This is a genomic window from Falsiruegeria litorea R37 (assembly GCF_900172225.1).
GTDB classification, from domain to species: Bacteria; Pseudomonadota; Alphaproteobacteria; order Rhodobacterales; family Rhodobacteraceae; genus Falsiruegeria; species Falsiruegeria litorea.
This window is the reverse complement of record NZ_FWFO01000003.1, coordinates 289,020-301,506: the sequence shown is the minus strand read 5'-3', so window position 1 is coordinate 301,506 and position 12,487 is coordinate 289,020. Positions and strand designations below refer to the sequence as shown.

Here is a 12,487-nt window from a genome sequence, read left to right as displayed (position 1 = left end):
CCGATCTTGTCGGCAGGACTAGGCTGACACCATGCGCAGCTTTCTTGCCATCGCTCTCTCCCCTCAGACAAGATCGGTTCTGACCGGCCTGCAGCGCAATCTGCGGGCCGGTCGCCTTGTTGACCCTGACAATTTGCACGTGACGCTAACCTTTCTGGATGACCAGCCCGAGGAGACGTTGGAGGCGCTGCACGAAGAACTGTCTTTGCTCAAACCCCCGGCCTTTGAGTTGTACCTACGGGGCGTCGGGTGCTTTGGGGGGCAAACCCCACGGACCGTTCATGCCGAGGTCGAACCCTCGGACGCGCTGACTGCCCTGCATCGGGCCATCGCAAAGGCCACGCGGCGTGTCGGCATCGTGTTGCAGCGGAGAAAGTTTCACCCGCATGTGACGCTGGCCAGGCTGAGGCCCCATGACGCAAGCGCGGTCGGGCCATTCCTGAGCGGTGAGGCCGGATTTTCACACGAGGCGGGTCTTGTGGCCCGTTTTGGCCTCTACGAGTCAATCTTGCGTCCCGAAGGGCCGACCTATCACCTGTTGGCCGAATACGAGCTGAGCGAAACCTAAGGTTCACCTCCGCCAATCTCTTCCTTGCGTTTGGCGACATAGGCGTCCAGCTCTTCGCGGATGGCCGGGTCCATTGCGGGCTCTTGATAGTCGCGCAAGGCTTGTTGCCAGACCTCCGTTGCGCGTTCGGCCGCGTCCTTGGCGCCTGCGGCCTCCCAGTTTTCGTAGTTTTGCCAATCCGACAGGATTGGACGGTAGAAGGCAGTCTCATACCGTTCCATCGTGTGTTCTGCGCCGAAGAAGTGCCCGCCCGTCGGCACCGATTGGATGGCGTCAAAGCCCAACTCGGCCTCGTCAAACTTCATCGGTTTCAGGAATTCGATCATGTTCTGGATGATCTCTACATCCATGATGAATTTCTCGTAAGACGCAGTCAGCCCACCCTCTAACCAGCCCGCCGCGTGATAGACGATGTTTGCCCCACCCAGAACCGCGCCCCAGGTGGCCATCATCGTTTCATAGGCTGCTTGCAGATCGACGGCATTTGAAGCGTTGGCGTTTGAGGTGCGGTAGGGGATGCCATAGCGCCGCGCCAGTTGCCCGCCGACGATGTTGGCCTTGGCATTCTCGGGCGTCCCAAACGCGGGCGCGCCCGAGCGCATGTCGACATTTGACGTGAACGAGCCATACATGACCGGCGTGCCGGGTTGCACCAGCTGAGTCAGTACCACGCCAAACAACGCTTCGGCGTTCTGCTGAGCCAAAGCGGCGGGCAGGGTCACCGGGGTCATCGCGCCCATGAGGGTAAAAGGCGTCACCGTCACCGGCTGGCCGTATTCGGCCATGGCGATTAGCCCGTCCCCCATGGCGTCATCAAACAGGCGCGGAGAGTTGACCGAAATAATAGTGATCACGCCGGGGTCATCCCGCATTTCTTCAGGGCTCTGCCCGCGCGTGATGGCCATCATGTTGATCCCGTCCATCGCACGACCCCGGCCAATTGCGGTGCAGTGGAATGACAGATCGGAATAAGCCAGGTTGGCCAGATAGGTGTCCAGATGTCGGTTGTTGGCAGGCATTTCAATGGGCGCCATCACCTGATTGCCGATCAGGTTCACCGCGTTGAAATGATGCGCCAATTTGATGAAATTGCAGTAGTCCGTGTAGTTCCCCTGCCGCCGTCCGTTGATACGGTCGTGGACGTTGGGGGGACCAGCCACCAGGCCAAAGTTGACGTGGTTTCCACCCATGATGATCCGCTTGGCGCGGTTGCGGGCGGTCAAGGTGAACTGTGACGGTACGGTTTTCAGTGCCTCAGTCACGATGCTTTCGTCCATGCGGATCGTCTTTGACTCGCGGTCGACAATGGCACCGGCGCGCTCAAAGATGTCCATCACGTTGTCGCCCATCACGCGAATGCCCGCCTCGGACAGGATGCGCATGGACGTGGCGTGCAGCTGGTCCATCTGGTCCGGGTTCAGCAGCTCGAACGGTGGATAGTGGTTCTGTACCTGCTGCCAGGGCAACTGATCAATGCTGCCGCCTGTACGCGTGGATTTCCCGCGGCGACCGCCGCTTCTTCGGTCTCGTGCCATTATATGTTTACGCCTCCGGGGCGTCGTAGAGGTGTTGTGTCAGATCCGAAAGCTTGCTTTCGGGTCGGGTCAGGCCCAAGGCCGCATCGCGGATCGCGGCGGCGCGGGTCTCACCCAGCGAGGGGGTGGCGAATTCCATGAACTTGGCTATGACCTCGTCGCGGCTCATGGGGGCCTCGGGCCCGCCACGGGCATGGATGTCTCCGGAGTCCAGAACTCGGCCGTCAGTGGTGGTGATCTGAACGTCGGCCCAACGGCCCACGGGGAAGCGGGTGCTGTGTTTGTCGGTCTCGGCCACCGAGATGCGCGACATCACGTCGATGACGGTTGCGTCGCTAAGACCCGTGCCAGAGATCTGCTCGACCCCAATCCGGCCATGAACGATTTGCGCCGCGACCGCGAAGGGAAGCGAATATTGCGCTTTTGAGGTGTTGTCGGGCACGTCACGGAACAAGCAAGCGGCCTGGTAGAAGCTGTTGACCTGCACATGTTTGATGTCTGTGTGAGACAGGTCATGTTCGAGCATGATCGCCCGCGCCCCGTCGATGGCCGCATGGGCCCATCGGCAGATCGGATAGGGTTTCACGTATTGATGCTCCATCTGCCAGAAGTGGCCCAGATCCTCCCAGTGCTTCAGAACCTCATCGGCCTCGATGGTGATGGCAGGGGCTCCGGTAAACCCTTGCTCGGCCAGCACGACCGCTGACAAGCCGACCATCGCGCCCCAGCCCGAACCGTCATGCAGCATCGTTGGGTTTGCAATCTCGCGCATCATCTGACTGCGGGGGCCGTGGTATTCCGCGATGCCAAGGGCTTGCCGCATCTGTTCACGGTTCATGCCTTTCATGCGCGCGGCCATTGCGACGACACCAAGCGCGTTCCAAGCACCGGAAGTGTGATAGTCGCTGACGGTGTTATGCAGCGATAAGCCAGCGCGGCCGGCAATTTCGTAGCCGATGGTCACGGCGGCCAGCGCCTCTGGTCCTGAGATATCGGGGGTCACCTCGGCCAAAGCGGCCAGCGTCGGAACAACAACGACGCCGATGTGACCCTTGGTTGGGTTGTATCCGTCGTGCCCATCTAGGTTGTCGGTTTGGGTGGCAGAGGCATAGGCGGCGCCTGCGATGCTGACGGGTCGTCCGTCGAACATCATCCGGGCTGTGACCATTGGATCGCTTGAGCCATAGAGCAGCGCGGCGGTGTCGCGGGCGATCACGCCTGCCTCCATCGGGCCGGATCCAATGGTTATGCCCAACGTGTCGAGCAGCATCAGCGCGGCTGCGTCCCGTGTGGTCTCAGCCAGATCGCCGGGAACCAAGTCAAATGTAAAGTCGGCGATGCGATCAAATGTTGCGGTCATGGGCGATCCTGCATGTTGGCAATCTGGCGCGCGGATTGGGTTGGATCAAAGCTAGTGGGGGATGCGCCCGGCAACACGCAAAGAAGCGTGGGGCATTGGGGTGGATAATTTCGCGCATCGCAACCGGCGCTATGTCGCGTTTTTGCGACATTTTGCGGCGCAGACAGGACAGTCGCGCGCAGCTCCTTTGCGCGATAGGGTGGGCACCATGAAAAACCTGCCCCATCTTACCTTTCTGCGCTCGTTCGAGGCCGCAGCCCGGCACCTGAGTTTCACCAGCGCGTCAGAAGAGCTGAACTGCACCCAATCGGCGGTCAGCAATCACGTTCGCTCGTTGGAGGAATTCATCGGGCGACCGTTGTTTGTCCGTCTGCCCCGATCGTTGTCTCTGACAGAGGTTGGCGAAGCCTATTTGCCATCGGTGCGCCACGCATTGCTCGAGATTGATACGGCGACCGAGAGCCTGATTTCGCAGAAACGCAAGCGCGAGGTGGTGGTCTCCTGCCCCACCAGCCTGGCGTCGATGTGGCTTGCCGGGGTGCTCAGGGATTTCACGGCCGCGCATCCGGATGTGCAGGTCAAGGTGCATGGCACGGTCTGGTCTGACGTGGACGAGGATGTCTCGGACATCTCGATCACGATGAATTACGCCGAAGACATTCCGCATGGGGCGGTGCAGTTATGGGCAGAGCGACTGGTGCTGGTCTGTGCGCCGGGGTTCGAAGTTGATGGCGAGCTGCTGTCGCGGCCCGAGCAGCTGAGCCAAGCGCAGCGCATTCAGGTGCTGGGTCGACCGGTCTATTGGGAGCTGGTGGCGAAACATTTCGATCTGCCGCCATTGGTGTCGGCCGGACAGCATCAGACGGATGTGTCCACGCTGGCGCTGGAACTGGCCGCCGAAGGGATGGGCTGCGTTGCCCTGCCTCGCGCGGTTGTTCTACCCTATCTGAAGCGCGGATTGGTGGTGGAGCCCATGGTGACCGACATCATCAATCCTTGGGTCTATTGCGCCAAGTTCAAGGATCGCACGCCTGCGCCGGCAGTGAAGCTGTTCAAGTCCTGGCTATTGAACGCGGCAACGCAGTTGGAGGGTTAGAGAACCATCCGGTAGCACTCCCGCCCGTCGTCGATGTTTCTGGCGAAACACCTCCTCCCCTTGGGCCGGGCCTCGCTTCGCTCGGCGGTTGGTACCCGGATGCACCCGGCACCGCACTGCAATCAATGATCAGCCGAAGGTTGTACCTATTGCGAGCGACTGGCCACGAACGCAACTGCGCCGGGCGAAAGCCCGGCGCCCGGCCCAAGGCCGTTCGGGGTGCTGACGCAGTCAGGGCCGCGCGGGGGCGGGAGCACCCCCTGGTCGGGTCTAGCCCCGCAGACGTTCGCCTTTGGGGTCAAACGGCGGCTCGGCCAGAAATATCGCTTTGTGAGGCTTGCCCAGAATGAACACCTCCAACTCGTCGCCCGGCTGAGCCACAGACGGGTCGGCATAGCCGATGGCCAACGATTTTCCGACCGAATAGCCATAGGCACCCGAGGTCACGCGACCCACCGACTTGCCGTCCTTGGTAAAGATCGGCTCGCCACCCGAGGCATCGGCGTCATGCACGGCATCCACTTCGAACACCGACAGAACCTCGCGCGACGGGTTGTCCTTGACTGCCAGATAGGCGTCCTTGTTCAGGAAATCCTTGTCGAGCTTGATCAGTCGCTCCAGCGCCACCTCTTGCGGCCAGTACTCGGGGCTGTACTCGCGACCCCACGAGCCATAGCCCTTTTCGATCCGCAAGCTGCCAAGCGCGCGACCACCCACCGGGCCGCCGTCGAACTCGCGGGCGCGTTCGATCAGGGCCGTGTACAGGCGCACCTGGTCCGCTTCGGCGCAATGCAGTTCCCAGCCCAGATCGCCTGTGAAGGACACGCGGATTGCAAGGCATGTCACGCCAGCCACCTCGATCGTGGCCGAGCGCATGAAGCGGAATGCCTCGTTCGACAGATCCGTGTTGGTCATCCGCTGCAGCATGTCGCGCGCCTTGGGGCCAGCCACATTGAAGCCCGCGATGCGGTTGGTGGCGACCTCGAACGTGGTGCCTTCGGGCAGGTCGATCATGTTGAAGAAGCGTTGGTGATAGCGCTCGGCCATGCCCGAGCCGACCATCATGTATTCGCCGTCCGCCACCTTGGTAATGGTGAAATCGCCAGCGATGCCGCCGCGCACGCCGATGAGTGGGGTGAGGCAGGAGCGTCCCACTTCGGATGGCACCCGGTTGGCGACCAGCTTGTCCAGCCACTCTTGCGCACCGGGCCCTTTGATCACGTAGTTGGCGAAATTCGAGATGTCGATGACACCCACATTCTCGCGCAGCATCCGAACCTCTTCCCCCACCGGCGCCCACCAGTTCTGGCGGGTGAAGCTGTTGGTGTCGACAACGCCGGGCTTGTCAGCGAACCACAGCGGATGTTCCCAGCCGCAGTTCATGCCAAACACTGCGCCCATCTCTTTCTGCATCTCGTAAGCCGGGCGCACACGGGCCGGGCGACCGGCGCTGCGTTCCTCGTTCGGGAAGTGGATGGCGAAACGGTGGGTGTACTGATCTTCGACACGCGCCTTGGTGAATTTCTTGTCGGCCCAATCGCCAAAGCGCGCCAGATCCCAGGCGAACATGTCGTACTGCGGCTCGCCTTCGATCATCCACTGCGCGGCCAACAGGCCCAGACCACCCGATTGCGAGAAGCCGGGGATGATCCCACCGCACATGAAATAATTCTTCAACTCAGGCACGGGACCCCACAGCGCGTTCGAATCCGGCGACCAGATCATCGGGCCGTTGATCACCCGTTTCACACCGGCTGTGGCCGCAACTGGCACACGTTCGGTGGCTCGGATCACGTTTTCCATGATCCGGTCCAGATCGTCGGGGAACAGGTCATGGGCAAAATCCAGCGGCGTACCGTTTTCGGCCCAGAACTTCATGTCCTTTTCATAGGCTCCGATAAGCAGCCCGTTGCCTTCCTGGCGGAAGTAATACTCTCCATCCCGGTCAGCGATCGAAGGCAGGCGACGGCTCAGGTTGGCGACCTCGTCGATGGTTTCGGTTACGAAATATTGGTGCTCGGTGGGCTGCAGCGGCAGTTCCAACCCTGCAAGCGCCGCAACTTCGCGGCCCCAAAGACCGGACGCATTCACCACCCATTGCGTGTGAATGTCGCCCTTTTCGGTCCGCACGATCCAAGAGCCGTCGTCTTGCTGTTCGGTCCCGATCACCGGACAGAAGCGTTCGATGGTGGCGCCCATCTTGCGCGCGCCCGCAGCATAGGCGTGGGTCACGCCCGAAGGGTCGACGTTGCCGCCATCGGGTTCATACATGATGCAGCGGATGTCATCGAATTGCGCCAGCGGATGCAGTTCCTTGGCTTGTTCGCGGCTGACCTCGTGAAAGTTCAAGCCGTAGAACCGCGCCTTGGCCTCTTGTAGGCGCAGCTGATGCTCGCGCTCTTCGGTCTGCGCCAGATAGAGCGAGCCGGGTTGGAACACGCCGCACCCCTGACCGGTTTCCTGCTCCAACTCTTTGTACAGGTTCATCGTGTAATGCTGGATGCGGGTGATGTTGTTGTTGTCGTGCAGCCCGTGGATGTTGGCCGCCGCGTGCCACGTGGAACCAGAGGTCAGCTCGTCCCGTTCCAGTAGGATGCTGTCGGTCCATCCGAGCTTGGCCAAGTGGTAGAGGATGGAACAACCGGCAAGGCCGCCCCCGATAACAACGGCCTGGGCGTGGGTTTTCATCGGCTTTTGTCTCCGTCAATGCGCTGCAGCAGACGCTAGCCGGGTCTGTGGCTCAACACCCGTCAAAAAATTGGGGGGCGAGCCACGGATTTTGTTGTGCGAGCTGTCCCGCTTTGTTTGGGGGATAGCGGATTTGGGTGATTGAACGACGGTCGAGATTGACAACTACAGTCGTAGACTGACGCAGCTACCCGAAGTAAGAAAAAATGTTCGGGGCGGTTAAGGTCCGCCTTGAGCCCTCAGCGACTGTTCGATGTGCTTTAGATGAATTTGGTTTCTGGTTTCATTTGGTCTGATGGATATCCGGTGAAATCTGAAATGATTGCAGTCATGGTTTGCCAGACATCGGCGTCTTTCCATTTGCCTCCCAACAAAACCAACTCGCCAATATTTGCGTCTGAAGCTCGGCGGGACAAGTCGCCAATAGTTCCTTCAAAAATCCAGACCCGCTTGTCTGAACGCTCCGCAATTCTCCATATTGCATGGGATATTGCAAAGATCGAAAGGGAGGCTGCGACGGCACTGGAACCAGAGAATATGAGCGGGCCGACGATCCAAGTCACAAACTGTAAGAAGGTCAAGATAGTGACCCAAGAACTCGTTCCAGTGAGAAACTCGAGATGGAGATGGCTTCGATCCTCCAGTTGTTTTTGAAAGTCTTTCGGGGTCATTGCAGAAGGAACTTCAATGCAAACTGATGGATGAATTTTTCCATTTTCACATAATGCGCGGTTCAAACGATAGTAGGCCATCGCCGTCAGGCATCTTTTTCGTTGTTCCGAATTCGGTGGCAGCTTCGAGCAGATGGTCTTGTAAGCTTCGCCAAGTGTGCTGATGTTCTCTGCTTCTTTGTTGGAAAAGGTGATTGCGAATACTTCTTCAAAATACTCAATCAGCTCTACGTCATCACTGTCGCCGACAATCCCAACTGAACTGGATTTCCGGTTTGCGTTAAGATTACCCATTGTTCACCCCAAACGCGGTAGCATTGTTGCAGCTGTTCCATCGAAGCTAGCTAATGTGATGAAAAATGAAAAGGTCAGTATTGTCCCGCATCTCCATCATTTGTTCAAGAATGTTTGACGTTTTGGTTCGGAGTAGCATGATGTAACGTGCTGAAAATGTCAGAAAACTTGCAACCGCAAGAGGCGTTCCACTTGGAAAAGTGGGGAGGGGGCGCTGCCCCCGTCGCTGTGCGACTCCCCCGCCGTATTTTTCAACAAGAAGAAATAGGGACTTAGGCAGCGATGGATTTCATTGCGGCCAGGAATTGGGCCACTTCGTGCTCTGAATTGTAGTGGCACATCGACACACGCACGCAGCCATCCAGGCCCAGGGGCGTCAGGATGTTGCCCGAGTAATGATCCGCCTTGCGCAGGTGGGTGCGGATGCCCTGTTCGTTGAGCATTTTGACCACATCGACGGAGGGGACGCCTTTCACGGTCAGGGACACGAGCCCCTCGCGCGCGGGGTTGTCGATGCCGCCGATGATCTGCACCTTTCCCATGTCCTTGAGGCCCGCCAAGTTGCCGGTGCCGTGGATCATCGCGTCGGTCAGGGCTTTTTCCTGAGCGTGGATCGCCTCACCTGCGGCGACGAATTTGGCGCGTCGGTCTTTGGGGTTAGAGGTGGCGGCGTCGCTCACCTGTTCGCCTAGCCATTCGAAGTACGACACCACATTGGACATGGTGGCATAAGAGCCTGTGTCGCGCGTGCCCATTTCCCAGTTGTCTTCCGGGCCGTCGATCAGCGAGTTGTGCGGCAGATGGGTCAGCCGGTCCGAGATCCAGGCGACGCCATAGCCGTGGCGCGAGAACACTTTGTAGGGCGAGATCACATAGCCATCGACGTCATAGGCGGTCAGGTCGATCCGCCCGTGGGCGGCGTGCTGGATGCCGTCGACGATGATGAAACACTCGGGCGCAACGGCGCGGATGGCTTTTACGACGCTTTCGACATCGACCCCCATGCCGGTCACGGGCGACGTATGGACGATGGTGGCGACCTTGGTGTCGGGGGTTACCTTGGCGGCATAAGCATCCGCCGTGACTGTGCCGGTGTCGTCGTCATGCGCGACCAATACATGGCTTTGCCCAGCCACACGGGCCCAACGGTCGCAGGCGCTACGGGTCGCGGGGTGTTCAAGGGTGGTGCCCAGAACCTGACCCGCACCTGTGCCCAGGCAGGCGTTCATGATCAGGCGGAACAGCAACTCGGTGCCGCTTTCACCAACAAAGAACTGACCCCCCGGCGCGTTCATGAAGACGGCCATGTCTTCCTTGGCTTTGGTGATCACACGCACCAACTCGTGACTGCCCGGGTTGTCGCGGCCCTGGTTGTCGGGGATCGCGGCGTAGGCCTGCGATGTATCCACCACCGAGTTCAACGTTAGCGCGCCGCCTGCGTTTTCAAAGAAGATACGCTCGCCCTGCTGCGGGCAATGGTCGATCTGGGCAAACCGGTCACGGATATCGGTCAGCAACTCGGGGGTGATGTGTGTCATGAGGGCTCCGTCAGGTTGGCGCAGATGGTCGAGCGCAAGCTACGGTCAGAGTTATGCAATGACACGCAAAACTTTCTAGCCCTAAAGGTGCGAATTGATATTGAATATCGTGCGTGATCATTCGTCAGTTTGTGATGGGTCCTGCCCCTGAGAGCTATAAGCGCCCGAGGAATAGGTTAGCTCATAGGAATGACTGTAGAGCTCGAACACGATCCCGAACGGGTCCTCAACATAGACCATTCGGTAGGGTTTTTCACCGGGATAGTAGTATCGGATTGGCATACGCTGTTTGCCACCCGCCGCCACGATTTTTTCAACCAATCCTTCGACGTCTGGATCCTGAATGCAGAAGTGAAAGGTCCCGTTGCGGCGAAAATCCATGTTGTTTTCGGGGGGATAATTCCCGTCAAACTCGAACAGCTCGATGCCCACGCGGTCACCGGTCGCCATGTGGGCGATGCGCAGCTTGCGCCATTCTGGCCCGAACACATCCGTGCACATGACGCCGATGTCACTGTCATCTTCTGTGACGTCCGTGGGTGGCATGATCACATAAAAGCCCATGACCTTGGAATAGAACTCGACTGCTGCGTCGACGTTTGGAACAGACAGGCCGATGTGGGAAAAGGTGCGGGGATATTGTGACATGGGACCTCCGAATGCGTTGGGCTGAAAAATGGGCTTGCACAAAACCTAGCACAGCGCGCCCCGATACCCAGCCGGTGGAGATGGATTGGCCCGGCAGAGGTTTGCCGGGCCTTTTGATCAATAGGGCGCTTCGACGTCGTTCATCGAGACATAGACGGTCTTCATCTCGCTGAAGTGGTTGATTGCCAGTTTTGAATTCTCACGCCCGACACCTGACATCTTGGAACCGCCAAAGGGTGCTTCGACTGGAGCGAGGTTGTAGGTGTTGATATAGCAGGTGCCTGCCTCAAACCCGGCCACGATCCGATGCCCGCGGGTCAGGTCGTTGGTGAACACACCAGCGGCCAGGCCGAACTCGGTGTCGTTTGCGCGGGCCAGGACCTCATCTTCGGTGTCGAAATCCAGAACGGACATGACCGGGCCAAAGATCTCTTCGCGCGCGATGGTCATGTCATCGGTGACATCGGCAAAAACGGTTGGCTGCATGTAGAAACCGTCGCCTTCGATCCGCGCGCCGCCAAAGACCAGGCGCGCGCCCTCGGCTTTGCCCTTTTCGATGTAGCCAAGCGCGATGTTCATCTGGTTTTCGCTGACCATTGGGCCAAAGTTCACATCCTCGTCCAGCGGATCGCCGATCTTGGCGGTGGCAAGGCGTTCGGACAGGCGGTTCAGGAAAGCTTCCTTGATGCCTTTTTGCACGAACACGCGGGTGCCGTTCGAACAGACTTGGCCCGAGGAATAGAAGTTGCCCAGGATCGCGCCTGACACGGCGTTTTCCATGTCGGCGTCATCGAACACGATCATGGGGGACTTGCCGCCCAGTTCCATCGTCACGTGTTTCATGCCATCCGCAGCGGCGGCATAGACTTTGCGTCCGGTGGGCACCGAGCCGGTCAGCGAAACCTTGGCAACGCGGTCGTCGGTGATCAGTGAGGCGCCGACGTTGCCGTAGCCTTGGACGACGTTGTAGACACCTTTGGGTGCGCCCGCCTCGATCAGGATCTCGGCGACTTTTAGGGCCGACAGGGGCGTTGTTTCCGAGGGTTTGAACACCATCGTATTGCCGCAGGTCAGCGCCGGGGCACCTTTCCAGCAGGCGATCTGCGTGGGATAGTTCCAGGCACCGATTCCGACGCAGACGCCCAATGCCTCGCGGATGGTGTAGACGAAATCACCGCCACCCAGCGGGATGTGCTCGCCGGTGAGCGAGGCGGCCAGTCCACCGAAATACTCCAGCGCATCCGCGCCGCTGGTTGCATCAGCCACCAGGGTTTCTTGCAACGGCTTGCCGGTGTCGTGGGTTTCCAGGATCGACAGCTCGCGGTTGCGATCGCGCATTATGTCGGCGGCCCGGCGCAGGACGCGGCCGCGTTCGGTGCCCGACATGGCCGCCCATTCGGCCTGTGCGGCCTGTGCGGCGTTCAGCGCCTGATCAATGATTGCGGGCGTGGCGGAATGCAGCTTGGCAATCACTTCGCCTGTGGCTGGATAGATCACGTCAATTTGTTCGCCTGCGGTATCCTCGACGTACTCACCATTGATGAAGTGACTGGCCGTGGGTTGAAATTTCATGCCGTGATTCCTTGATTCTGAGTAAGCGTGAAAAACGCAGGTCGGTTACGCCCGACTTATGGTCGCATGACGACGGGACAGGCTGCTTCAGAAACGGCGCTCAAGGCGCCTTGAACGGCGCAAACCTTGAAAAAGTTCCATGAATGTTCTATATTTGTTCCATCTGGAGCGGAGGATCATAATCATGGCCCACCTGCCTAAGGCCACATCGCTGGAGAGCCCCAGCAACGACTATCATATTCTGCCGGTGACGCAGAAACAGCTGCAATATGCCCTTGCAATTGCTGAAAAATCCTCGGTCGATTTGCCACCCGAGGCGCGTGTAGATCGCCGCGCCATGTCTGCCTGGATCGAGGCGCACCGCCCGCGTCGTGCCCCGTCGCGATTCGACAACTACCCGTCGTCCAAGCAGGTTGCATTTGCCGAGCGGATTGCCCGCAAGAAACGGCGCGAAGTTCCGCGCGAATGTTTCCGCGACCGGATGATGATGTCGCGCTGGATCGACAGCAACCTGTAG

Annotated in this window: 10 protein-coding genes; 3 read left to right on the top strand and 7 right to left on the bottom strand. The window is 59.3% G+C overall.

What is annotated here, in order from left to right; translation table 11 throughout:
- The first annotated feature begins 31 nt into the window (after nt 1-31).
- Entirely contained in the window at nt 32-568 is a 537-nt protein-coding gene (thpR, locus tag TRL7639_RS17750; protein ID WP_085797204.1) for an RNA 2',3'-cyclic phosphodiesterase, read from the top strand.
- On the opposite strand, the gene TRL7639_RS17745 is transcribed toward thpR, so the two are convergent.
- Both TRL7639_RS17745 and TRL7639_RS17740 read right to left on the bottom strand, forming a co-directional pair.
- Nucleotides 565-2,103 (bottom strand): trimethylamine methyltransferase family protein, encoded by a 1,539-nt coding sequence (locus TRL7639_RS17745; protein ID WP_085797203.1) that lies wholly within the window; start codon nt 2,101-2,103, stop codon nt 565-567. The two genes, thpR and TRL7639_RS17745, sit on opposite strands and share 4 nt — an antisense overlap.
- A gap of 7 nt (nt 2,104-2,110) precedes the next feature.
- Nucleotides 2,111-3,463, bottom strand: coding sequence for an MmgE/PrpD family protein (locus TRL7639_RS17740; protein WP_085797202.1), 1,353 nt, complete (start codon nt 3,461-3,463; stop codon nt 2,111-2,113).
- A 208-nt stretch (nt 3,464-3,671) separates the two neighbouring features.
- Here TRL7639_RS17740 and TRL7639_RS17735 point away from each other — a divergent pair, with 208 nt between their 5' ends.
- Nucleotides 3,672-4,559 carry a LysR substrate-binding domain-containing protein gene (locus TRL7639_RS17735; RefSeq protein WP_085797283.1) on the top strand — a complete coding sequence of 296 codons (888 nt, stop codon included), beginning with the start codon at nt 3,672-3,674 and terminating at the stop codon, nt 4,557-4,559.
- A 270-nt stretch (nt 4,560-4,829) separates the two neighbouring features.
- Here the strand turns inward: TRL7639_RS17735 and TRL7639_RS17730 are convergent, their stop codons facing one another.
- The 5 genes from TRL7639_RS17730 to betB all read right to left on the bottom strand — a co-directional run bounded on the left by TRL7639_RS17730 (nt 4,830) and on the right by betB (nt 11,970).
- On the bottom strand, nt 4,830-7,247 hold the full coding sequence (locus TRL7639_RS17730) for a GcvT family protein (RefSeq protein ID WP_085797201.1): 2,418 nt from the start codon (nt 7,245-7,247) through the stop codon (nt 4,830-4,832).
- 260 nt (nt 7,248-7,507) lie between these two features.
- On the bottom strand, nt 7,508-8,212 hold the full coding sequence (locus TRL7639_RS17725; RefSeq protein ID WP_085797200.1) for an acyl carrier protein: 705 nt from the start codon (nt 8,210-8,212) through the stop codon (nt 7,508-7,510).
- 272 nt (nt 8,213-8,484) lie between these two features.
- A complete protein-coding gene (locus TRL7639_RS17720; protein ID WP_085797199.1) occupies nt 8,485-9,750 on the bottom strand; it encodes an aminotransferase class V-fold PLP-dependent enzyme in 1,266 nt (421 codons plus the stop codon).
- Nucleotides 9,751-9,867: 117 nt separating this feature from the next.
- Nucleotides 9,868-10,398, bottom strand: a complete 531-nt coding sequence (locus TRL7639_RS17715; protein WP_085797198.1) for a lactoylglutathione lyase family protein — start codon at nt 10,396-10,398, stop codon at nt 9,868-9,870.
- Between the two features lie 117 nt (nt 10,399-10,515).
- Nucleotides 10,516-11,970 (bottom strand): betaine-aldehyde dehydrogenase, encoded by a 1,455-nt coding sequence (gene betB, locus TRL7639_RS17710; RefSeq protein WP_085797197.1) that lies wholly within the window; start codon nt 11,968-11,970, stop codon nt 10,516-10,518.
- Between the two features lie 184 nt (nt 11,971-12,154).
- Between betB and TRL7639_RS17705 the strand changes: the two genes are divergently transcribed.
- Nucleotides 12,155-12,487, top strand: coding sequence for a hypothetical protein (locus TRL7639_RS17705; RefSeq protein ID WP_085797282.1), 333 nt, complete (start codon nt 12,155-12,157; stop codon nt 12,485-12,487).

Excerpts from the sequence above, each read along its gene's own strand:
- thpR (WP_085797204.1), top strand. The coding sequence starts at position 32 with ATGCGCAGCTTTCTTGCCATCGCTCTCTCCCCTCAGACAAGATCGGTT.
- TRL7639_RS17745 (WP_085797203.1), bottom strand. The coding sequence starts at position 2,103 with ATGGCACGAGACCGAAGAAGCGGCGGTCGCCGCGGGAAATCCACGCGT.
- TRL7639_RS17740 (WP_085797202.1), bottom strand. The coding sequence starts at position 3,463 with ATGACCGCAACATTTGATCGCATCGCCGACTTTACATTTGACTTGGTT.
- TRL7639_RS17735 (WP_085797283.1), top strand. The coding sequence starts at position 3,672 with ATGAAAAACCTGCCCCATCTTACCTTTCTGCGCTCGTTCGAGGCCGCA.
- TRL7639_RS17730 (WP_085797201.1), bottom strand. The coding sequence starts at position 7,247 with ATGAAAACCCACGCCCAGGCCGTTGTTATCGGGGGCGGCCTTGCCGGT.
- TRL7639_RS17725 (WP_085797200.1), bottom strand. The coding sequence starts at position 8,212 with ATGGGTAATCTTAACGCAAACCGGAAATCCAGTTCAGTTGGGATTGTC.
- TRL7639_RS17720 (WP_085797199.1), bottom strand. The coding sequence starts at position 9,750 with ATGACACACATCACCCCCGAGTTGCTGACCGATATCCGTGACCGGTTT.
- TRL7639_RS17715 (WP_085797198.1), bottom strand. The coding sequence starts at position 10,398 with ATGTCACAATATCCCCGCACCTTTTCCCACATCGGCCTGTCTGTTCCA.
- betB (WP_085797197.1), bottom strand. The coding sequence starts at position 11,970 with ATGAAATTTCAACCCACGGCCAGTCACTTCATCAATGGTGAGTACGTC.
- TRL7639_RS17705 (WP_085797282.1), top strand. The coding sequence starts at position 12,155 with ATGGCCCACCTGCCTAAGGCCACATCGCTGGAGAGCCCCAGCAACGAC.